This window comes from Pseudomonas sp. FP2300 (assembly GCF_030687595.1).
GTDB lineage: Bacteria > Pseudomonadota > Gammaproteobacteria > Pseudomonadales > Pseudomonadaceae > Aquipseudomonas > Aquipseudomonas bijieensis.
Map to the genome: position 1 here is coordinate 735,219 of NZ_CP117440.1, position 21,452 is coordinate 756,670.

Annotated in this window: 20 protein-coding genes; 11 read left to right on the forward strand and 9 right to left on the reverse strand. The window is 61.4% G+C overall.

What is annotated here, in order from left to right:
- The first annotated feature begins 169 nt into the window (after window positions 1-169).
- The 8 genes from PSH86_RS03130 (at window position 170) to PSH86_RS03165 (ending at window position 10,166) form a co-directional block, all read left to right on the forward strand.
- On the forward strand, window positions 170-1,660 hold the full coding sequence (locus PSH86_RS03130) for an aldehyde dehydrogenase family protein (RefSeq protein ID WP_305487764.1): 1,491 nt from the start codon (window positions 170-172) through the stop codon (window positions 1,658-1,660).
- Window positions 1,661-1,815: 155 nt separating this feature from the next.
- A complete protein-coding gene (locus PSH86_RS03135) occupies window positions 1,816-3,099 on the forward strand; it encodes an FAD-binding oxidoreductase (protein ID WP_163855535.1) in 1,284 nt (427 codons plus the stop codon).
- A gap of 371 nt (window positions 3,100-3,470) precedes the next feature.
- Window positions 3,471-4,607, forward strand: coding sequence for a branched-chain amino acid ABC transporter substrate-binding protein (locus PSH86_RS03140; protein ID WP_109752186.1), 1,137 nt, complete (start codon window positions 3,471-3,473; stop codon window positions 4,605-4,607).
- A 164-nt stretch (window positions 4,608-4,771) separates the two neighbouring features.
- Complete coding sequence (locus PSH86_RS03145) at window positions 4,772-5,686, forward strand: branched-chain amino acid ABC transporter permease (protein WP_042732182.1); 915 nt, start codon at window positions 4,772-4,774, stop codon at window positions 5,684-5,686.
- Window positions 5,687-5,688: 2 nt separating this feature from the next.
- Entirely contained in the window at window positions 5,689-6,969 is a 1,281-nt protein-coding gene (gene livM, locus PSH86_RS03150; RefSeq protein WP_163855533.1) for a high-affinity branched-chain amino acid ABC transporter permease LivM, read from the forward strand.
- Window positions 6,966-7,838 (forward strand): ABC transporter ATP-binding protein, encoded by an 873-nt coding sequence (locus PSH86_RS03155; RefSeq protein WP_109752188.1) that lies wholly within the window; start codon window positions 6,966-6,968, stop codon window positions 7,836-7,838. Before livM ends, PSH86_RS03155 begins: the two co-directional genes overlap by 4 nt.
- The gene (locus PSH86_RS03160; protein ID WP_018606262.1) at window positions 7,835-8,551 is read left to right on the forward strand and encodes an ABC transporter ATP-binding protein; all 717 of its coding nucleotides are present in this window, start codon (window positions 7,835-7,837) and stop codon (window positions 8,549-8,551) included. The genes PSH86_RS03155 and PSH86_RS03160 overlap by 4 nt, the downstream gene beginning before the upstream one ends.
- Window positions 8,552-9,401: 850 nt before the next feature.
- Entirely contained in the window at window positions 9,402-10,166 is a 765-nt protein-coding gene (locus PSH86_RS03165) for an SDR family oxidoreductase (protein WP_103310938.1), read from the forward strand.
- Window positions 10,167-10,325: 159 nt separating this feature from the next.
- Here PSH86_RS03165 and PSH86_RS03170 read toward each other — a convergent pair whose 3' ends face one another.
- The 7 genes from PSH86_RS03170 to PSH86_RS03200 all read right to left on the reverse strand — a co-directional run bounded on the left by PSH86_RS03170 (window position 10,326) and on the right by PSH86_RS03200 (window position 15,551).
- Window positions 10,326-11,459, reverse strand: a complete 1,134-nt coding sequence (locus PSH86_RS03170; RefSeq protein ID WP_232201256.1) for an AGE family epimerase/isomerase — start codon at window positions 11,457-11,459, stop codon at window positions 10,326-10,328.
- Window positions 11,460-11,638: 179 nt separating this feature from the next.
- Window positions 11,639-12,211: a HupE/UreJ family protein gene (locus PSH86_RS03175; RefSeq protein WP_305487778.1), complete on the reverse strand. Its 573-nt coding sequence runs from the start codon at window positions 12,209-12,211 to the stop codon at window positions 11,639-11,641.
- Window positions 12,212-12,242: 31 nt separating this feature from the next.
- A complete protein-coding gene (gene ureG, locus PSH86_RS03180) occupies window positions 12,243-12,857 on the reverse strand; it encodes an urease accessory protein UreG (protein ID WP_003197309.1) in 615 nt (204 codons plus the stop codon).
- Window positions 12,858-12,866: 9 nt separating this feature from the next.
- Window positions 12,867-13,541, reverse strand: a complete 675-nt coding sequence (locus PSH86_RS03185; RefSeq protein WP_116834055.1) for an urease accessory protein UreF — start codon at window positions 13,539-13,541, stop codon at window positions 12,867-12,869.
- Entirely contained in the window at window positions 13,538-14,038 is a 501-nt protein-coding gene (gene ureE, locus PSH86_RS03190) for an urease accessory protein UreE (RefSeq protein ID WP_063323158.1), read from the reverse strand. The genes PSH86_RS03185 and ureE overlap by 4 nt, the downstream gene beginning before the upstream one ends.
- 172 nt (window positions 14,039-14,210) lie before the next feature.
- Entirely contained in the window at window positions 14,211-14,843 is a 633-nt protein-coding gene (locus PSH86_RS03195) for a TetR family transcriptional regulator (protein WP_109752193.1), read from the reverse strand.
- A gap of 156 nt (window positions 14,844-14,999) precedes the next feature.
- The gene (locus tag PSH86_RS03200; RefSeq protein ID WP_249015895.1) at window positions 15,000-15,551 is read right to left on the reverse strand and encodes a hypothetical protein; all 552 of its coding nucleotides are present in this window, start codon (window positions 15,549-15,551) and stop codon (window positions 15,000-15,002) included.
- Window positions 15,552-15,928: 377 nt separating this feature from the next.
- Here PSH86_RS03200 and PSH86_RS03205 point away from each other — a divergent pair, with 377 nt between their 5' ends.
- Window positions 15,929-18,004 carry an AsmA family protein gene (locus PSH86_RS03205; protein ID WP_305487787.1) on the forward strand — a complete coding sequence of 692 codons (2,076 nt, stop codon included), beginning with the start codon at window positions 15,929-15,931 and terminating at the stop codon, window positions 18,002-18,004.
- A gap of 119 nt (window positions 18,005-18,123) precedes the next feature.
- Here PSH86_RS03205 and PSH86_RS03210 read toward each other — a convergent pair whose 3' ends face one another.
- Both PSH86_RS03210 and PSH86_RS03215 read right to left on the reverse strand, forming a co-directional pair.
- Window positions 18,124-18,654 (reverse strand): bacterioferritin, encoded by a 531-nt coding sequence (locus PSH86_RS03210; RefSeq protein ID WP_109752196.1) that lies wholly within the window; start codon window positions 18,652-18,654, stop codon window positions 18,124-18,126.
- 57 nt (window positions 18,655-18,711) lie between these two features.
- Window positions 18,712-19,653, reverse strand: coding sequence for a LysR substrate-binding domain-containing protein (locus tag PSH86_RS03215; protein WP_116834057.1), 942 nt, complete (start codon window positions 19,651-19,653; stop codon window positions 18,712-18,714).
- A 137-nt stretch (window positions 19,654-19,790) separates the two neighbouring features.
- Between PSH86_RS03215 and PSH86_RS03220 the strand changes: the two genes are divergently transcribed.
- Both PSH86_RS03220 and PSH86_RS03225 read left to right on the forward strand, forming a co-directional pair.
- Window positions 19,791-20,429 (forward strand): FMN-dependent NADH-azoreductase, encoded by a 639-nt coding sequence (locus tag PSH86_RS03220; RefSeq protein ID WP_109752198.1) that lies wholly within the window; start codon window positions 19,791-19,793, stop codon window positions 20,427-20,429.
- A 130-nt stretch (window positions 20,430-20,559) separates the two neighbouring features.
- Entirely contained in the window at window positions 20,560-21,450 is an 891-nt protein-coding gene (locus PSH86_RS03225; protein WP_109752199.1) for a triacylglycerol lipase, read from the forward strand.
- Window positions 21,451-21,452: the final 2 nt, after the last annotated feature.

Here is a 21,452-nt window from a genome sequence, read left to right on the forward strand (position 1 = left end):
TTATTTCTTGTGGCTCTGCTTATCCGGTCATGGCCAGCATGAATAAACGGAATGATATCTCGCTTAAAGGTCGTTTGTTGGCAAGTCTCGGGCCAGCTACAACTACAGGTCTGATCAGCCGTATTCGTCCGGCTGCCAATTCTTTGTCTTTCGTGTGAGGAAATTTTCCATGGTTGCTGCATTGCTTGATCGCCTGGGCGTCGACTCGGCCCTGTACCAGAACGGCACACAACCGGTGCATTCGCCCATTGATGGCAGTCGCATCGGCGCCGTGAACTGGGAAGGCGCGGCTGAAGTCGAGCAGCAGGTCAGCCGTGCCGAACACGCTTTCGACCTGTGGCGCCAGGTGCCGGCCCCGCGTCGTGGCGAGCTGGTACGTCAATTCGGTGACCTGTTGCGTGAATACAAGGCTGACCTTGGCGAACTGGTGTCGTGGGAAGCTGGCAAGATCACCCAGGAAGGCCTGGGTGAAGTGCAAGAGATGATCGACATCTGCGACTTCGCCGTCGGCCTGTCCCGCCAGTTGTACGGCCTGACCATCGCCTCCGAGCGTCCGGGCCACCACATGCGTGAGTCCTGGCACCCGCTGGGCGTGGTCGGGGTGATCAGTGCCTTCAACTTCCCCGTCGCGGTCTGGGCCTGGAACACTACGCTGGCCCTGGTGTGCGGCAACGCGGTGATCTGGAAACCGTCGGAAAAGACCCCGCTCACCGCCCTGGCGTGCCAGGCGTTGTTCGAGCGTGTACTGAAGAACTTCAGCGATGCACCGTCGTACCTGAGCCAGGTGATCATTGGTGGTCGCGATGCCGGTGAAGCATTGGTGGATGACCCGCGCGTGGCCTTGATCAGCGCCACCGGCAGCACCCGCATGGGCCGTGAAGTGGCGCCGAAAGTCGCCGCGCGCTTCGCCCGCAGCATTCTGGAGCTGGGCGGCAACAACGCCATGATCCTGGCCCCGAGCGCCGACCTGGATATGGCCGTGCGCGCCATCCTGTTCAGCGCCGTCGGCACCGCCGGCCAGCGTTGCACCACCCTGCGCCGGCTGATTGCCCACGAGTCGGTGAAGGAAGAAATCGTCACCCGCCTCAAGGCCGCCTATTCGAAAGTGCGCATTGGCCACCCACTGGAAGGCAACCTGGTTGGGCCGCTGATCGACAAGCACAGCTTCGACAACATGCAGGATGCGCTGGAGCAGGCCTTGAGCGAAGGCGGGCGAGTATTTGGTGGCAAGCGCCAGCTCGAAGACCAGTTCCCGAATGCCTATTACGTCTCGCCGGCCATCGTCGAGATGCCGGAGCAGAGTGATGTGGTGCGTAGCGAAACCTTCGCCCCGATCCTGTACGTGGTCGGCTACAAGGACTTTGCCGAGGCCCTGCACCTGAACAACGCCGTGCCCCAAGGCCTGTCGTCCTGCATCTTCACCACCGACGTGCGTGAAGCCGAGCAGTTCATGTCGGCGGTGGGCAGCGACTGCGGCATCGCCAACGTCAACATCGGCCCGAGCGGCGCGGAAATCGGCGGTGCATTCGGCGGTGAGAAAGAAACCGGCGGCGGTCGCGAATCCGGTTCCGACGCATGGCGCGGCTACATGCGTCGTCAGACCAACACCGTGAACTACTCGCTGGAGTTGCCGTTGGCGCAGGGGATTACCTTCGACTGAGGCTGAGTCAACGGAATTCCCTGTGGGAGCGAGCCTGCTCGCGATAGCGCCGGATCAGCCGACATCAATATTGGCAGATACACCGCCATCGCGAGCGGGCTCGCTCCCACAATGAGTCGTGTGTGATGGTTGGGTTTCTTTTTCGGAGTCTGGCAATGCCGTTACGCGAAGAATGTCTGTGGGAAAAGCTGACGCCGCAAAGGCCTGAAAACACCGCGCTGACGGGCGAAATCACCGTTGATGTGTGTGTGATCGGTGCCGGTTTCACCGGGCTGTCGGCGGCGGTTCACTTGTTGGAGCAGGGCAAGCGTGTTGCCGTGCTGGAAGCCCACCGCGCCGGGCATGGCGGATCGGGGCGTAACGTCGGCCTGGTGAACGCCGGCCTGTGGATCCCGCCGGACGACATCGAGGCCGGGTTCGGCGAGGCGGTGGGCAGCCAGCTCAACCGCATGCTGGGGGCCGCGCCGGCCCTGGTGTTCAGCCTCATCGATAAATACAACATTGATTGCCAGTTGCGCCGCGAAGGCACTTTGCACATGGCCCATAACGCCCGGGGTGAGGCAGACCTGCGCAGTCGCGAAGAACAATGGAAACGCCGTGGTGCCCCGGTGGAGTTACTCACCGGCCAGGCGTGTGCCGAGGCGACCGGTACGTCGAAAATCGCCGCGGCATTGCTCGACCGCCGCGCCGGCACCCTCAATCCGATGGCCTACACCAGCGGGTTGGCCAAGGCGGCCACGGACCTTGGCGGCCAGTTGTTCGACCATTCCCCGGTGACGCGCCTGGAACGCCAAGACCAGCGCTGGTCGGTGCAGACCGCCCAGGGTTCGGTATTGGCCGAGCAGGTAGTGATCGCCTCCAACGCCTATACCGAAGGCGACTGGACCGAGCTGCGGCGAAATTTCTTCCCCGGTTATTACTATCAGGTCGCCTCCACCCCACTGACCGACGAGGCCGCCCGACGCATTCTGCCGGGTGGGCAGGGTTCGTGGGATACCCGCCAGGTGTTAAGCAGCATCCGTCGGGACAAGGATGGCCGTTTGCTGCTGGGCAGCCTGGGCAATGGCAACCGCAAGCCGACCTGGTTCCTCAAGGCTTGGGCCGACCGGGTGCAGCAGCACTATTTCCCTTACCTCAAGTCGGTTGAGTGGGAATGTACCTGGACCGGTTGCATTGCCTTCACCCCTGATCACCTGATGCGTCTGTTCGAACCGGCCCCGGGGCTGGTGGCCGTGACCGGCTACAACGGTCGGGGCGTGACCACCGGTACAGTGGTGGGCAAGGCTTTCGCCGACTACCTGTGCCACGGCAATGCCCAGGCGCTGCCGATTCCGTTCGCACCCATGCAGCCGTTGGCCGGGGTGGGCCTGCGCAGTTGCTTGTATGAGGCGGGCTTTTCGCTGTATCACGCGGGCCAGTGCCTGCGGATCGTCATTTGAGTGTTGAAAAATGTTGCCGGAAGCCACGTTTTTCCGGCATAGCGTCTAGCCTGTTATGGTGCGGGTTGTAGCAGTCGCGCACCGACAGTGTGCAGTTCGGTGACGTGGGTTGTTACACAGTGGTTGCACGCCGTTTCGTGTGATGGTTGCAATGATGGCTCAAGGAGGGTTTCACCCATTTAAGTAAAAGGTTGCACCTCGTGCGGTTTAGACGGTTGCACGCCCTATGAAAAAGGGCCCGAAACAGTCGAAATAACAATAAAGCAGCGACTTTTTTCAGAATAAAAAACCGATGGCACGGCCCTTGCTCTGAGCTTTTCAGTGAAATGAAGTCGCAGTGCCAACTAAAAAAAACCTTGGAGCACCACCTCATGTCCCAGACGTTTTACAAGAAAGGTTTCCTGGCCCTCGCAGTGGCAGCTGCGCTGGGTGTTTCTGCGTTTGCTCAAGCTGATGTGAAAATTGGTGTGGCGGGGCCGATGACCGGCGCCAACGCTGCATTTGGCGAGCAGTACATGAAGGGGGCCCAGGCGGCAGCCGATGTCATCAACAAAGCGGGTGGCGTCAACGGCGAGAAAATCGTACTGGTTGCGGGCGACGACGCCTGCGAACCCAAGCAGGCCGTTGCCGTGGCCAACCGCCTGGTCGAACAGGACAAGGTAATCGGCGTGGTCGGGCACTTCTGCTCGTCCAATACCATCCCGGCCTCCGAGGTCTATGACGAAGCCGGCATCATCGCGATCACCCCGGGCTCGACCAACCCGAAGGTTACCGAGCGTGGCCTGAGCGCGATGTTCCGCATGTGCGGTCGTGACGACCAGCAAGGCATCGTGGCGGGTGACTACATTGTCGACGTGCTCAAGGGCAAGAAAGTCGTCGTGCTGCACGACAAGGACACCTACGGCCAGGGCCTGGCGGATGCAACCATGGCCCGGCTCACGGAGCGTGGCGTGAAGCCAGTGCTGTACGAAGGCCTGACCCGTGGCGAAAAAGACTTCAGCGCCGTAGTCACCAAGATCCGTTCGACGGGTGCCGATGTGGTCTATTTCGGCGGCCTGCACCCGGAAGCCGGCCCGCTGGTTCGCCAATTGCGTGAACAAGGCCTCAAGGACGTGAAATTCATGTCCGACGATGGCATCGTGACCGACGAACTGGTCACCACCGCCGGCGGCGCGCAATACGTCGATGGCGTGTACATGACCTTTGGCGCCGACCCGCGCCTGCTGCCAGACAGCAAGGCCGTGGTTGACGAATTCCGCAAGAATGGCACCGAGCCTGAAGGCTACACCCTGTACGCCTACGCTTCGGTCCAGGCCCTGGCCGCCGGCTTCAATGGCGCCAAGTCCAATAAAGGCGAAGACGCGGCCAAGTGGCTCAAGGCCAACCCTGTCCAAACCGTGATGGGCAAGAAGGAATGGGACGCCAAGGGCGACTTGAAAGTCTCCGACTACGTGGTTTACCAGTGGGACAAGGACGGCAAATACCACCAGCTGGAAAAACAGAAGTAAGGCCTGACGCGACCGTCCAGGCCTCCTTTGGGAGCCGGGCAAGCCCCGGTTGCCAAGGGATGCGCAGCGGTCGTGCCTGACATTGCTCCGACGTACATCTGTATTTTCCTTAGAAGAACCGCACACCCCAGGGTGTGCAGGTTCTCACTGCGTGAGATTGCGTTATGGATGGTATTTTCCTGCAGCAACTGATCAATGGCCTGACCCTCGGGTCGGTCTATGGTCTGATCGCCATCGGCTACACAATGGTCTACGGCATCATCGGCATGATCAACTTCGCCCATGGCGAGGTTTACATGATTTCCGCTTACCTCGCGGCAATCAGTCTGGCTCTGCTGGCTTACTTCGGTATCGAATCCTTTCCGCTTATGATCCTCGGCACTCTCGTGTTCACGGTCGTGGTCACCGGGGTTTATGGCTGGGTCATCGAACGCGTCGCCTATAAACCCCTGCGCAACTCGACCCGGCTGGCACCGCTGATCAGTGCCATCGGCATTTCGCTGATCCTGCAGAACTACGCGCAGATCAGCCAGGGCGCCCGCCAACAGGGCGTGCCGACACTGCTCGAAGGCGCCATGCGCGTCGACATCGGCAGCGGCTTCGTCCAGCTCACCTACACCAAGATTTTCATCCTGGTCGCCGCATTCGCCGGGATGGCCTTGCTGACCTACATCATCAAGTACACCAAGCTCGGGCGCATGTGCCGCGCCACCCAGCAAGACCGCAAGATGGCGTCGATCCTGGGGATCAACACCGACCGGGTGATTTCCTACGTGTTCATCATCGGTGCAGCCATGGCGGCCCTGGCCGGTGTGCTGATCACCATGAACTACGGCACGTTCGACTTCTATGCCGGCTTCATCATCGGCATCAAGGCGTTCACCGCGGCGGTACTCGGCGGTATCGGCTCCCTGCCTGGGGCGATGCTTGGCGGGATCATCCTCGGGATCTCCGAGTCGCTGTTCTCCGGTCTGATCAACTCTGACTACAAAGACGTGTTCAGTTTCTCGCTGCTGGTGCTGATTCTGATTTTCCGTCCCCAAGGCCTGTTGGGTCGCCCACTCGTGGCGAAGGTATAAGTATGTCTGCTGCCAATAAACCGATTGATATCAAAAAGAGCGTCATCGACGCGATCCTGGCCGGCCTGATCTCGCTGATCGTGTTCGGGCCGATTGTCGGCGTGGTGCTCGACGGCTACAGCTTCAACCTGCAACCGGCCCGCGTCGGCTGGCTGGTGGCGATCGTGATGATCGGGCGCTTTGCCTTGAGCCTGTTCCTGCAAACACCCAAGGGCCTGAAGGTGCTCCAGGGGTTCGAAAGCACCGGTTCCGGCGTGCATGTACTGCCACCGGACTACAAGTCGAACCTGCGCTGGATTATCCCGGCGCTGATCGTGATTGCCATCGTGTTTCCGTTCTTTGCCAACAAATATGTGCTCACGGTGGTCATCCTCGGGCTGATCTATGTGCTGTTGGGCCTGGGCCTGAACATCGTGGTTGGCCTGGCGGGGCTGCTCGACCTGGGTTACGTGGCGTTCTACGCCATCGGCGCCTATGGCCTGGCGCTGGGCTATCAATACCTGGGGCTGGGTTTCTGGACGGTGCTGCCGCTGGCGGCCATTACGGCGGCGATGGCCGGGTGCATACTGGGTTTTCCTGTATTGCGAATGCACGGTGACTACCTGGCCATCGTGACCTTGGGCTTCGGGGAAATCATTCGCCTGGTGCTCAACAACTGGCTGTCGTTCACCGGCGGACCGAACGGCATGCCTGTGCCTTCGCCGACCTTTTTCGGCCTGGAGTTCGGTCGAAGGGCGAAAGATGGCGGGGTGCCGTTCCATGAGTTCTTCGGCATCGATTACAACCCGAACCTGAAATTCCTGTTCATCTACATCGTGCTGTTCATCGTTGTGCTGCTGGTGCTCTACATCAAGCATCGCCTGACCCGCATGCCAGTCGGGCGTGCCTGGGAGGCCCTGCGCGAGGATGAAATCGCTTGCCGCTCCATGGGCCTGAATCATGTGCTGGTCAAGCTCTCGGCCTTCACTATTGGCGCGTCCACGGCGGGCCTGGCCGGGGTGTTCTTCGCCAGTTACCAGGGCTTCGTCAACCCGGCGTCGTTCACCTTCTTCGAGTCGGCGCTGATCCTGGCAATCGTGGTGCTGGGGGGCATGGGCTCGACGGTCGGCGTGGTGATTGCCGCGTTCGTGCTCACCGTGGCACCGGAGCTGCTGCGCAGTTTCTCTGAATACCGGGTGCTGCTGTTCGGCGTACTGATGGTGTTGATGATGATCTGGCGTCCTCGCGGCCTGATCCGTATCAGCCGTACCGGTGTGACGCCGCGCAAGGGGGTAGCGCCATGAGCGAAGTCGTACTCAAAGTTGAAAACCTGATGATGCAATTCGGCGGCATCAAGGCCCTCAGCGATGTCAGCCTGCAAGTCAAACGCAACTCGATCTTCGCCCTGATCGGCCCCAACGGCGCGGGCAAAACCACGGTGTTCAACTGCCTGACCGGTTTCTACAAGGCCTCGGGCGGCAAGATCGAACTCAACGTGCGTGGCGAGCGAACCAACGTCATCAAGCTGTTGGGCGAAGCGTTTCGCCCAACCGACTTCGTGTCGCCGAAATCCTTCGCCAGCCGGCTGTACTACAAGATGTTCGGCGGCACCCACCTGGTGAACCGCGCCGGCCTGGCGCGCACTTTCCAGAACATTCGCCTGTTCAAGGAAATGTCGGTGCTGGAAAACCTCCTGGTCGCCCAGCACATGTGGGTCAACCGCAGCCTGGTGGCGGGCATCCTCAACACCAAGGGCTACCGCAAGGCTGAAAGCGACGCCCTGGACCATGCGTTCTACTGGCTGGAAGTGGTGGACCTGGTGGATTGTGCCAACCGCCTCGCCGGGGAGCTTTCCTATGGCCAGCAGCGGCGCCTGGAAATCGCCCGGGCCATGTGCACCCGCCCGCAGATCATCTGCCTCGATGAACCGGCCGCCGGCCTCAACCCTCAGGAAACCGAAGCGCTGAGCGCGATGATCCGGCTGCTGCGTGACGAGCATGATCTGACCGTGGTGCTGATCGAACACGACATGGGCATGGTAATGAGCATTTCCGACCACATCGTGGTGCTGGACCACGGCAACGTGATCGCCGAGGGCGGTCCCGAGGCGATCCGCAACGATCCGAAGGTGATCGCGGCCTACCTGGGTGCCGATGAAGAGGAACTGGTATGAGTGGACCTATCCTCGAACTCAAGGAGCTGGATGTGTTCTACGGGCCGATCCAGGCCCTGAAAAAAGTCTCGATGCACATTGGCGAAGGCGAGACCGTGAGCCTGATCGGCTCCAACGGGGCCGGCAAGTCCACGCTGCTGATGTCGATCTTCGGCCAGCCACGTGCGGCAGGCGGGCAGATCATCTACCAAGGCGTGGACATCACCCACAAGTCGTCGCACTACATTGCCTCCAACGGCATTGCGCAGTCGCCGGAAGGGCGGCGGGTCTTCCCCGACATGACCGTCGAGGAAAACCTGCTGATGGGCACCATCCCCATCGGTGACAAATACGCCAGCGAAGACATGCAGCGCATGTTCGAGCTGTTTCCACGGCTCAAGGAGCGGCGCAACCAGCGGGCCATGACCATGTCCGGTGGCGAGCAGCAAATGCTCGCCATCGCCCGGGCATTGATGAGCCGGCCAAAGTTGTTGCTGCTCGATGAGCCGAGCCTGGGGCTGGCACCGATCGTGGTGAAACAGATCTTCGCCACCCTGCGTGAGCTGGCCTCCACCGGGATGACCATCTTCCTGGTGGAGCAGAACGCCAACCACGCCCTCAGGCTGTCGGACCGGGCCTATGTGATGGTCAACGGCGAAATCCGCCTGACCGGCACGGGCAAGGAACTGCTGGCCAACGAGGAAGTGCGCAACGCGTATCTGGGCGGGCACTGAGGCGGGTACAGCAATAACAAAACCCGGCGAGTGATCGCCGGGTTTTTTTATTCTTCAACCCACCGAAAACCCCTGTGGGAGCGGGCTTTCTCGCGAAAGCGGAGTGCCGGGGACGTCAATGTTGACTGACCCGCCACCTTCGCGAGCAAGCCCGCTCCCACAATGGGATTTTGGCTGTGCCGAAGAATTGTGGACAACAATCCTGAGCCCCTGCGAAACCGCGACATAAAGTCGCCGCAAACAGTTGTTTTGTCACGGTTTTGACTTGTCCCCGTTTGCTGTGGAACTGGCTGTGGGTAACGTGGGAGTAGCTGGCTGCAAGCCTTTGAATACGTGGCTTGCAGGGCTGTGGTTATTTTTTGATCAGGTGTTTTTGGTCAAGCTCAAGGAGCTGTTGTCAACACTTTTATGGGCGCTGCAATGGGCTCGAAATTCTGTGGGCAAGCCTGTGGATAAGTCTGTGATTAAACTCTGGAAAGACCGCGCTGAGGGCCGTCGTTACTGGCTTGGAGCCATCGCCCACCCAGTGTCGGCTTATAGCAGATAAATTGCGCTGCACAACGTCACTTGCAGGGTCAAGCGAAAAAAATTTCCAAATACCTCGCAAAGCCTTATGCACAGCGGCTTGCGGGATTTGCACTTGCCCCCGATTACTGTGGACGTGCCTGTGGATAAGATGCGGGCAACCGGCTGCGGGCCTTGTTGGACAAGGCCTGGCCTGGATTGGATGTTTTATGAGCAGTTGTGGGGCAACGCGCGTGTGCAAGCCTTGCTCCCAGCGTGCCAGGCCGGGCATGCTGTGTGCCGATTTCCATTCAACGGCTTTTGAAGTTCAAACAAGGAGAACACGATGTCTGACACCCTGTTTATCACCGGCGCGACGTCCGGTTTTGGTGAAGCCTGTGCCCGTCGTTTTGCCGAGGCCGGTTGGAAACTGGTGCTGACCGGTCGTCGTGAAGAACGCCTCAATGCTCTCTGTGCAGAGCTGTCGAAGCAGACCGAAGTCCATGGCCTGGTCCTGGACGTGCGTGATCGCAAGGCCATGGAAGAGGCAATCGCCAACCTGCCGCCGTCCTTCGCCAAATTGCGCGGGCTGATCAACAACGCCGGCCTGGCCCTGGGCGTCGACCCGGCGCCCAAGTGTGATCTCGATGACTGGGACACCATGGTCGACACCAATGTGAAAGGGCTGATCTATAGCACGCGCCTGCTGCTGCCGCGCCTGATCGCCCACGGCCGAGGGGCCGGGATCGTCAACCTGGGTTCCATCGCCGGCAACTACCCGTATCCGGGCAGCCACGTGTATGGCGCGAGCAAGGCGTTCGTCAAACAGTTTTCCCTGAACCTGCGTTGCGACTTGCAAGGCACGGGCGTGCGGGTGAGCAATATTGAGCCAGGCCTGTGCGAAAGCGAGTTTTCCCTGGTGCGCTTCGGTGGCGACCAGGAGCGCTACAACGCCACCTACGCCGGTGCCGAGCCGATCCAGCCACAGGACATCGCCGATACGATTTTCTGGGTGCTCAACACTCCCGCGCACATCAACATCAACAGCCTGGAGCTGATGCCGGTGAGCCAGACCTGGGCTGGTTTCGCCATTGAGCGCAACAAAACATAAGACCGCGTTATCGTTCATCGCGGGCAAGCCTTGCTCCCACAGGTTTTGATTCATTTCTGGGAAATAGGGCTGTTCCCACAGGCTTGATCTATCCCTGGGGGAGCAAGGCTGCTCAAATCCCTGTGGGAGCAAGGCTTGCCCGCGATAGCGGTTTGCCAATCAGCCTAGATAATCGGCCAGCCCGCGATAGCAGGTCAGCAGGTGATACGGCGTGGTGGACGGCATGTCCCGACGGCTGACCATGCCATCGGCGTCCAGGCATTCGTTCCAGCCCTTGGCATGCAGGAAATGCTGTTGCAACGCCCGTAGTTGAGACAACAAAGTCCCTTCGCTTCCCGAACGCAATGTCAGCGCCCGCAAGTATTCCGCCTGAGCCCAGATTCGTTGGGTGGCATCGCGTGGGCCTGCTTGTGGCTCCAGGTCCAGCATCGCGCACACCGCACCGGAGTCCGGCTCGACGCCGCGTTGTTCGGTATGGCCGAAGCTGTGTTCCAGGGCGGTGTGCAACTTGCCGTTGCGCAACAGGGGCGATGAGGCCAGCAAGTAATACCATTCGAACTGGTGACCCGGCTCGAACCAGTTATCCACAGCCTTGAGTGGTTTTTCCATCATGACCCGTTGCTGCGGATCGATGAAATGCTTGGCCATCCCGTCGCACAGGCTCAGCAACGCTTGGCGGACGTTGGCGTCTTCGCGGACCGCGAGGGTGGCGAGGAACGCTTCGGCCAGGTGCATCAACGGGTTTTGCAACGGGCCGGATCCGCTCGTCGACCAGTCGCGCTTGAGACCGGCTTCGTAGAGACCGTCTGTACTGGCAAAGCGCTGGGCAATGACCTCCAGGCTGGCGTTGAGCACCGATTCCACCAGCGGTTCGCGAACCTTGCCCCAGTAATGGGCGCAGGCGAACAGGATAAAGGCGTGGGTGTAAAGGTCCTTGCTGGTGTCCAGCGGTGTGCCCTGCGGGTCGATGCTGTAGAACCAGCCGCCATGTTCGGCATCGTGGAAGTGCCGTTGCAACGAGCGGAACAATGCGCTGGCCCGCTCCTCGGCCTGGGGCACTTCGCCAATCAGGCTGGCGAACACATACAACTGCCGTGCACAGGCCATGGCGCGGTAGCGCTGGGGCGGCAGCGGCGCATGCCTGGCATCCAGGGATTCGTAGGGCAACGCCAGTTCGGCATTCCAGCCCGGGCCTTGCCACATTGGCACGATCACCTCGTGAAAATGCTCACGCACCGTGGCGAACAGGGCGGTCAATTCAGGCTGGGGGGCGGGGCGGGAAGCATCAGGCATTGGCGGACGTCGTCACGGCTGGGGGCGATTGCGCGACATGGTAGCAGAGTGGCAGGCCCGAGAGATGAGGGGCCTGCGAGTCCGCCATCGCGAGCAGGCTCGCTCCCACAGGGTATGGTGTACACCGATTAATGTGGGAGCGAGCCTGCTCGCGATGAGGCCTTAACGGGCGCTTGAAATCAACCGGCCAACAACCAAACCCCGGTCGCCGCAGAAGCCGCCCCAGCCAACCGAACCAATGGCGCCGCCGCTCGTGGCATCACCCGCACCAGGGCAAAACCTGCGCCGTGCAGCGCCGCCGTGGCCGCGACGAACCCTGCCGCATAGGCCCAGGGGCTCGACATGTCTGGCAGTTCCAGGCCATGGGCCACGCCATGGAACAGCGCAAACAGGGCCGTCGCACCGACTGCCAGGCTCAACGGCGGACGCACCGCCAGTGCCACCGCCAGGCCCAGGGCGAGCACCGAGGCGGCGATCCCGCCTTCCAGCGCCGGCAGCGCGAGGCCTTCAAAGCCCAGCAGGCCGCCGAGCAGCATCGTGCCGACGAAGGTGCACGGCAGCGCCCAGCGTGCGGCACCCTGTTGTTGTGCGGCCCATAAGCCGACCGCGAGCATCGCCAGCAAATGGTCGAGCCCGCCGATGGGGTGGCCGAGGCCGGCGATCAGACCGTTGTCGCCGTGGCCGGGATGGGCGAAGGCCAGGGCTGGGGTCAGTAGCAGGGCGAGGGCGCCGAGGATACGTTTGAAGGTCATGGATAGGCTTCCTTGTGGTCAGTCGTAAAGATCAGGCGGCGGTCAGCAGGCCCTGGCGCTCGATGAAGGCGATGATGTCGTCCAGGCCCTGGCCGGTTTTCTGGTTGCTGAACACGAAGGGCTTGCCGTTGCGCATCCGCCGGGTGTCGCTGTCCATCATTTCCAGGGACGCGCCCACCAGCGGTGCCAGGTCGATTTTGTTGATCACCAGCAGGTCTGATTTGCAGATGCCCGGTCCGCCCTTGCGCGGCAGCTTGTCGCCGGCCGAGACGTCGATCACATAGATCGTCAGGTCCGACAGCTCGGGGCTGAAGGTCGCTGATAGGTTGTCACCGCCCGATTCCACCAGGATCAGGTCCAGGCCCGGGAAGCGTCGGTTCAACTGGTCCACCGCCTCAAGGTTGATCGACGCATCTTCGCGAATCGCCGTGTGCGGGCAGCCGCCGGTTTCCACGCCGATGATCCGCTCCGGCGCCAGGGCCTCGTTGCGTACCAGGAAATCGGCGTCTTCGCGGGTGTAGATGTCGTTGGTGACCACCGCCAGGTTGTAGCGTTCACGCAGGGCCAGGCACAGGGCCAGGGTCAGGGCGGTCTTGCCGGAACCCACCGGGCCGCCGATACCGACGCGCAGAGGTTGTGTATTCATGGGTGTCTCCTAGGAACGGAACAGACGGCTGTACTGGCGCTCATGGGCCATGCACGCCAGGGACAGGCCAAACGCGGCGCTGCCGTAATGATCGGGATCGAGGTTCGAGGCGTTGTGCTGGGCCTGTTGCAACAGCGGCAGCAGTTCGCTGGTCAGGCGCTGGGCGGCTTGCTGGCCCAGGGGCAGGGTTTTCATCAGCACTGCCAGTTGGTTTTCCAGCCAACTCCACAGCCAGGCGGCGAGGGCGTCCTGGGGGGCGATATGCCAGGCGCGGGCGGCCAGGGCCCAGCACAATGCCAGGTGCGGCTCGCTGCGTTGTTCCAGAAAGCCCCGTGCGGTGGCGTCGAGCTCCGGCAGGCCGGCGAGCAGTTGCTGCAACGAGTAGCCCATTTGCCGGCTTTCCTGATACAGCTCACGGGTTTCCCGGCTGGCGCGGTGCGCTTCACAATGTTGCAGCAGCGCGTCCCAATCGTCAGCGGCTGCTGCGGTGCAGTGAGCCAGCAACAAGGGCGCTTCGAAGCGGGCCAGGTTCAGCAGCAATTGATCGCTGATCCAGCGACGTGCGTCGTCGGGATTTTTTACCTGGCCGTTGTCCACCGCCATCTCCAGCCCTTGGGAATAGCTGTAGCCGCCAATCGGCAACTGTGGGCTGGCCAGACGCAGCAGCGCCCAGGCCGGGTTCATGTGCGCACGCCGAATTGATGCAGGCGTGGCGCGTAGTTGAAATCTTCGTCGCCGTGCCGGGAATGATGATGGCCGCCACCATAGGCGCCGTGTTCCGGTTGGAACGGCGCTTCGATGGATTCGGCGCGGGCCCCCAGTTGTTCGAGCATCGCCTTGAGTACGTAATCGTCCAACAGGCGCAACCAGCCGTCGCCCACTTGCAGGGCGACATGACGATTGCCCAGGTGATAGGCGGCGCGGGTCAGTTCGAACGCGTTGGCGCAGGTGACATGCAGCAATTGCTCGGCGCGGGCACAGACGCGCACGATGCGACCGTCTTCGGCTTGCAGGCATTCGCCGTCGTATAACGGCGGCTGGCCTCGCTCAAGGAACAACCCCACGTCTTCACCCTCGGCACTGAAACAGCGCAGGCGGCTTTTGCTGCGGGCGTCGAAGGTCAGGTGCAACTCGGCGTCCCAGCGCGGTTGAGTGTCGATTCTGCGGTGAATCACCAGCATCGGAGTGCTTCCAGCAATGAACAGTGCTGTGTTTAGAGCAAGGGGCTTGCCAATCGAAGGAGGTGTAGGAAATAGCTGGGATGGCGTTTCAGGATGGGGCGGATTGCGTGCCATATTGGTGCGCGCTGAAATATTTCGCACCATTTTGCGGCTTTGCAAAGAAAACAGTGGGTTATTCGGTACTGCCCAGCCCTTGCCAATGCTTGAGGCCAATGAAGATGAACCGCAGTTGCTGGGTAATCTTCGCCTGGGGCGTGAGGTGTTCGGGGAGCGCGTGGGCGGGTGGGTCGATGATGTCCGGCAGGGTGGCGAACACGCTCTTGACGATGAGGTCGGCCATCACCCCCAGGGCTGCGAGGTCCAGGTGCTGCAGCTTGGGCATCAAGGCCAGGTCGGCAGCCAGGTCCGAGCTGATGTCTTCGCGCAGTTGGGCGATGGCCTGGCGCACCGGCAGGGAGCCGCCGTATTGCTCGCGGGCCAGAAACAGGAACTGTGAGCGGTTGGCCTGCACCACATCGAGAAAGATCCGCACCGAGGCATCGATAATGCCGCCCATGACGAATTCGTTGTGGCGTACCAGGCGGATGGTTTCGCGAAAGGTCTGGCCGACTTCGCAGACCAGTGCCAGGCCCAGTTGGTCCATGTCGTCGAAGTGCCGGTAGAATCCGGTGGGCACGATGCCTGCCGTCCTGGCAACTTCCCGCAGGCTCAGGCTACCGAATCCCCGGCCACACTCCATCAAATGGCGGGCTGCATCCATCAGGGCAATTCGGGTCTGTTGTTTCTGTTCGGCGCGGGGCAGCATCGCAAGCTGACTTCTGATTCATGTGAGCGACGCACTCTAGCAAATCGGCTTTGCCAACGTCGAACGGTAGAGAGGGATCGATTGGGGAAAACGAAGGGCTTGAAAAGTCAAAAGCCCGATTGGAGGAATCGGGCTTTTTTCCGGGCCACCATGGGCTCAGCTCACTGCACTGTTGCGTTCGATCACGCGGTCACCACCGTCTGCTGCCAAGGCTTCGCCCAGTGGGGTGCGGTCAGAACCACCTTCGGCCAGGGTTTCGCCCAGTGGAGTGCGATCGGAACCGTCAGCTGCCAGGGTCTGGCCTTGTGGGGTACGGTCGGAACCGTCGGCTGCGAGGGTCTGGCCTTGTGGGGTGCGGTCGGAACCGTCGGCTGCGAGGGTCTGGCCCTGTGGGGTGCGGTCGGAACCGTCGGCTGCGAGGGTCTGGCCCTGTGGGGTGCGGTCGGAACCGTCGGCTGCGAGGGTCTGGCCTTGTGGCGTACGGTCGGAACCATCGGCTGCCAGGGTTTGGCCTTGTGGGGTGCGGTCGGAACCATCTTGAACCAGGCCTTTTTCTTCCAGGCGATCACGACCACCTTCAGCAACCGTCTGGCTGTAGACAGAGTGGCTGTCCTTGACCTGTGGCGTGGCTTGTTCGGAAGCTGGCAGTGCGAAAGCAGTAGAGGCCAGCAGTGAAAGGGACAGGCTCATCAGTAATTGGCGTTTCATGATCGTTGCTCCTTGGGAGGGCGATAAAGTGGGTACGAGGGCAATGCTACTCTCGATAAGTCGATATAAAAGTTCATAAAGACAATGGTAATAATCAACGGAATTGATTGTTTGCGCGGAAGGCTCTAGAACGGGCTTTTCCGAGGTGCGGTTTTGCACTGTCGTGGGTATTTTGTACCCATCGACGCCTCGCAAATGTGCGGGTGCGGTAACAGTTTGTTGGCTGGTTGGTCAGGATCCTGGCTTTTTTTGCGCCGTTCATCGGCACCTGTGGGCCGTTCTACCAGTCCAACCCTTTATAACGAACCGACTGCAGGTTCGTGTTTCCAAGGCGTCGCGATTGCGAGACGCTGATTTGTTCATCAGGAGCCTTGTGCATGACGCGCACCTCGAAAATCCTCGCCTGGAGCTTTGCCAGCCTTGTTGTCCTGCTGGCGGTGCTGGTCCTGATCATCGCTTTCTTCGACTGGAACCGCATAAAGCCCACGCTCAATGCCAAGGTTTCCGAGGAACTGCATCGCCCCTTCGCCATCAACGGCAACCTGGCGGTGGCTTGGCAGCGTGAGCCAGAGGAAGGGGGTTGGCGAGCCTGGTTGCCCTGGCCCCATGTGGTGGCCGAGGACTTGAGCCTGGGTAACCCGGACTGGTCGAAAACCCCGCAAATGGTCACGCTCAAGCGTGTTGAATTGCGTATTTCGCCCCTGGCGCTGCTGGCCCGACGGGTGGCGATCCCGCGCATTGACCTGACTGAACCCGACGCCAACCTGCAACGCCTGGCCGACGGGCGCGCCAACTGGATCTTCCAGTTCGACCCGAAAGACCCGGACGCCGAGCCGTCCAGCTGGGCGGTGGACATTGGCGCCATCGGCTTCGACAAAGGCCATGTCATCCTTGATGACCAGACGCTCAAGACCCGCCTCGACCTATTGATCGACCCGCTGGGCAAACCCATCCCGTTCAGCGATATCGTCGGTGACAAGGCCGCGAAAAAAGCCCAGGACCAAGGGGCGACACCGCAGGACTACGCGTTCGCCTTCAAGGTCACCGGGCAGTATCACGGGCAAAACCTGAGCGGCTCCGGCAAGGTCGGCGGCTTGCTGGCCTTGCAGGATGCATCACGACCCTTTCCACTCCAGGCCCAGGCGAAGATCGCCGATACCCGCGTCGAACTGGCTGGCACCCTGACCGACCCGATGAACCTCGGGGCCCTGGATTTGCGTCTGAAACTGGCCGGCAACAGCCTGGCTCATCTCTACCCGCTGACCGGCGTGACCCTGCCGGATTCGCCGCCTTATGCCACCGATGGCCGCTTGATTGCCAAGTTGCATGAGCCGGGTGGGGCGCTGTTTCGCTATGAGGCGTTCAACGGCAAGATCGGCGACAGCGATATCCACGGTGACTTGGCCTACGTCGCCAGCCAGCCCAGGCCGAAACTCAGTGGCGCACTGGTCTCCAATCAACTGCTGTTCAGCGACCTGGCGCCGCTGATCGGTGCTGACTCCAATACCGAGCAAAAGGCCCGGGGCGGCGCCAGCAAGCAGCCGGCCGACAAGGTCTTGCCCGTGGAAGAGTTTCGCACCGAGCGCTGGAGCGTGATGGACGCCGATGTGGAGTTCACCGGCAAGCGCATTGTCCATAGCGAACAGTTGCCGTTCACCGACCTTTACACCCATCTGGTGCTCAACGATGGGCAGTTGAGCCTTGAGCCCCTGCGCTTCGGCGTGGCTGGTGGCCGGCTCGATGCACAGATCCGCCTGAACGGGCACACCCAGCCCCTTGAAGGCCAGGCGAAGTTGACGGCGCGTGGGTTCAAGCTCAAGCAGCTGTTTCCGGGTTTTGAGCCGATGAAAACCAGCTTCGGTGAATTGAACGGCGATGCCGATATCTCCGGACGCGGCAATTCGGTGGCGGCGTTGCTGGGCACTTCCAACGGCACACTGAAAATGCTCATCAACGATGGCGCCATCAGCCGGGAATTGATGGAGCTGGCGGGGCTGAACGTTGGCAACTACGTGGTGGGGAAAATCTTTGGCGACAAGGAAGTGAAGATCAATTGTGCGGCGGCGGACTTCGACATCAAGACGGGCCTGGCAACCACACGCCTGTTCGTGTTCGACACCGAGAACGCGATCATCTACATCGACGGCACGGCGAACATGGCGAGTGAACAGCTGGACCTGACCATCACCCCCGAGTCCAAGGGCTGGCGCCTGATTTCCCTGCGCTCGCCATTGTACGTACGAGGCACGTTCGCCAAGCCCGCCGCCGGGGTCAAGGCGGTACCGCTGATGCTGCGCGGTGCCGGGATGGTGGCATTGGGCGTGATCGCCGCACCGGCCGCCGGGTTGCTGGCACTGGTGGCGCCCAGCGGCGGTGAGCCGAACCAGTGCGCGCCGCTGCTGGAGCAGATGAAGGCGGGCAAGGCGCCGGTGACGGTCAAGCCCACTCGGTAGCCAAGTCTTGCAGTGAGGCTACTGGCCCTATCGCGAGCAGGCTCGCTCCCACACTGGATCGCATTCTTCCTGAAGAAACCCGATCAAATGTGGGAGCGAGCCTGCTCGCGATAGCGGTATCAGAGGTCGGCCAGAATGTCGGCCATATCATCGGCATGCTCTTCTTCCTGGGCCAGGATGTCTTCGAAGATGCGCCGGGTGGTCGGGTCTTTTTCACCGATGTACTGGATGATTTCCCGGTAGCTGTCGATAGCGATCCGTTCGGCCACCAGGTCCTCGTACACCATTTCCTTGAGGGTGTTGCCCGCCACGTACTGGGCGTGGGAATTGCGGGTCAACAGGTCGGGGTTGAACTCCGGCTCGCCGCCCAGTTGCACGATGCGCTCGGCGAGTTTGTCGGCGTGCTCGGCTTCCTGGTTCGCGTGTTCGAGGAACTCGTTGGCCGCCACGCTGGCCTTGAGGCCGGCGGCCATGAAGTAGTGGCGCTTGTAACGCAGCACGCAGACCAGTTCGGTGGCCAGCGCTTCGTTGAGCAGGCGGATGACTTCCTGTCGATCGGCGCCGTAGCCTTCGGTCACTGCGCCATTCTGCACGTTCTGCCGTGCACGTTCGCGCAGGGTGGTTACATCGGATAAGTGCATGTCGCTCATCTCGTTCTCCTGGAGGCTGATCCGGTTTAGGCGTCACGCTCTGCTGGCGCGATCACTCTAAATGTGAGTGACGCGGTCCTGAAAAAGTTTTACCGAGTTTTTCAGCGCATGACCGGACAGCCGCGCTTCCTCTCCCAGCCACTGGAAGAATGCCCGCACCGGCGGATGGCGTTCGCGACCCGGGACGCACAGGGCACTGTAGCCGGCGCCATTGACCTGGACGTCCGGGCGATAGCCCACCAGCAAGCCGCTGGCGATGCTTTCGGACGCCAGGATATTGCTCGCCAGCACCAGGCCCTGCCCGGCAATCGCCGCTTGCAAGGCGTAATGCTCCTCATCGTACTCGCGCATGCATGGCTGTCGGGTCAGCCAGGTTTCCCCGGCCTGGGCGCACCAGGCATCCCAACCGTGGGCGTACAGCTTGGAGTTGTGCCAGCGCACGCTGATCAGCGTCGGCGCCTGCCGGGTCGCCAGGGCTACCTGCTCAGGCGAGCCATAGACCCCGAAGCTCTCATCGAACAGGCACATGCCGTACAGGTTCGGGTAGGCCTCCAGGCTGTAGCGCACCACCAGGTCGACGCTGGCGTCCTGATGCAGGTCGATCACTTCGCAATGGGTGTCCAGGCGCACGTTGATGTTCGGGTGCCGCGCATAAAACCGGCCCAGGCGAGGCACCAGCCACAGGGCGGCAAACGCGGCGGTGGTGGACAGGGTCAGGTGGGTGGTGCTGCGTTGCGGGCGCAGGGTGTCGACACTTTGCGCCACCTCCAGCAAGGCCCCGTGCAGGCTGTGGAACAAGCGTTGCCCGCCTTCGGTGAGGCGTACCTGGCGCGGCAGGCGTTCGAACAGCATCAGCCCCAGCCAGCTCTCCAAGGCTCGAATCTGATGGGAGACCGCCGTCGGCGTCACCGACAACTCCGCCGCAGCCGCCTTGAAACTGAGCAGTCGCGCGGCTGATTCGAAGGCGCGCAAGGCATTGAGCGGCAGGCTGGCGAACATCTGAACTCTCCTGAAAACACAATGGATGAAATTAATTCATCCAGATGAACTAGCGCTCATTTGTCTGGAAGCAGCCCTGGATATCAAGCTGCAAGGCACGAACAGTGTTGATTGTAGCTGCATAAAAGGAGATTCAGATGAGCAAGATTCTTGTAGTGCACGGTAGTCCTCGTGGTGAACGCTCCCATTCCCGGCGCCTGGCCGAGGCGTTTGTCTCGGCGTGGCAGGCTGCCCATCCACAATCGCAATTGACCCGTCGCGAAGTCGGACGGACGGTGATCGCACCGGTCAACGAAGCCTTCATCGCCGCGGCGTTCTACCCCGAGCCTCAGGAGCGACCATTGATCATGCAAGCGGACCTGGCCCTGAGCGATACCTTGGTCGAGGAGTTGCAAGCCCATGATCGACTGGTGATCTCCGCGCCCATGCACAACTTCAGCGTGCCCAGTGGCGTGAAGGCCTGGATCGACCAGATCGTGCGCATCGGGCTGACGTTCAACCACCGCCTGGATAACGGCGTGTCGCACTACGAGCCGTTGGTGTTGGGCAAGAAGGCGCTGATCGTGACCAGTCGCGGCGATTTTGGTTTCGGGCCCGGCGGCCAATTGGAGAGCATGAACCACGCCGATACGCTGTTGCGTACCGTGCTGGGGTTTATCGGTATCACCGATGTGACGGTGGTGGCGGCCGAAGGCGAAGAATCGGCCGAGCGCAGTTTTGCCTTGTCCTGTGCCGAGGCCGAGGAGCGCTTGCTGGCGTTGGCACGGACCTTTTGAGAAAAGCCTGCTGCACAGCCCAACGGGAGCAAGCGCTCACAGTTTCATGGCTCACAAGTAACATGGGTGTCATAGACTGGTCATCATCGGTACCGATGCTGGACCACCTCTTGATCACAAGGATGTCGCCATGTCGCAACGCTGCGCCACTCGCTACCCGCTGGTGCTGGTCCCGGGCATGCTCGGGTTCATACGCCTGGTGCTGTACCCGTACTGGTATGGGATCGTCTCGGCGTTGCGTCGCGGCGGGGCGGTGGTGGTGGCGGTGAAGGTTTCGCCGCTGCATTCGTCCGAAGTTCGCGGCGAGCAATTGCTGGCGCGGATCGAGGAGATCCTGCGGCAAACCGGTGCGCAGAAAGTCAATTTGATCGGCCACAGCCAGGGCAGCCTCACCGCCCGCTATGCAGCTGCCAAGCGCCCGGACCTGGTGGCGTCGGTCACTTCGGTGGCCGGCACCAACCACGGCTCCGAGCTGGCTGATTACCTGCAACTCCACTATCCGGCCGACAGTGCCGGGGGGCGCGTGCTCAGTGCCGTGCTGCGACTGATCAACGCCCTGATGAGCCTGCTGGATACTGGTTATCGGGGGCCGAAGCTACCGGTGGATATCCACGCTTCCCATGCCTCCCTGACCACCGCCGGGGTAACGCTGTTCAACCAGCGTTATCCACAGGGCCTGCCGGTGACCTGGGGCGGGCATGGCCCGGAAGAAGTCAACGGCGTGCGCTATTACTCCTGGTCCGGCACCTTGCAACCGGGCAAGACCGATAAGGGGCGCAACCTGTTCGACGGCACCAACCGCAGTTGCCGTTTATTCGCCCGCACCTTTGTAAGGGAGGTAGGGCAATGCGACGGCATGGTCGGACGCTACAGCTCGCACTTGGGCACGGTCATCCGCGATGACTATCCGTTGGACCACTTCGATATCGTCAACCAGTCGCTGGGGCTGGTGGGCAAGGGGGCCGAGCCGATCCGGTTGTTTGTCGAGCATGCCGAGCGGTTGAAGGCTGCCGGGGTGTAGCT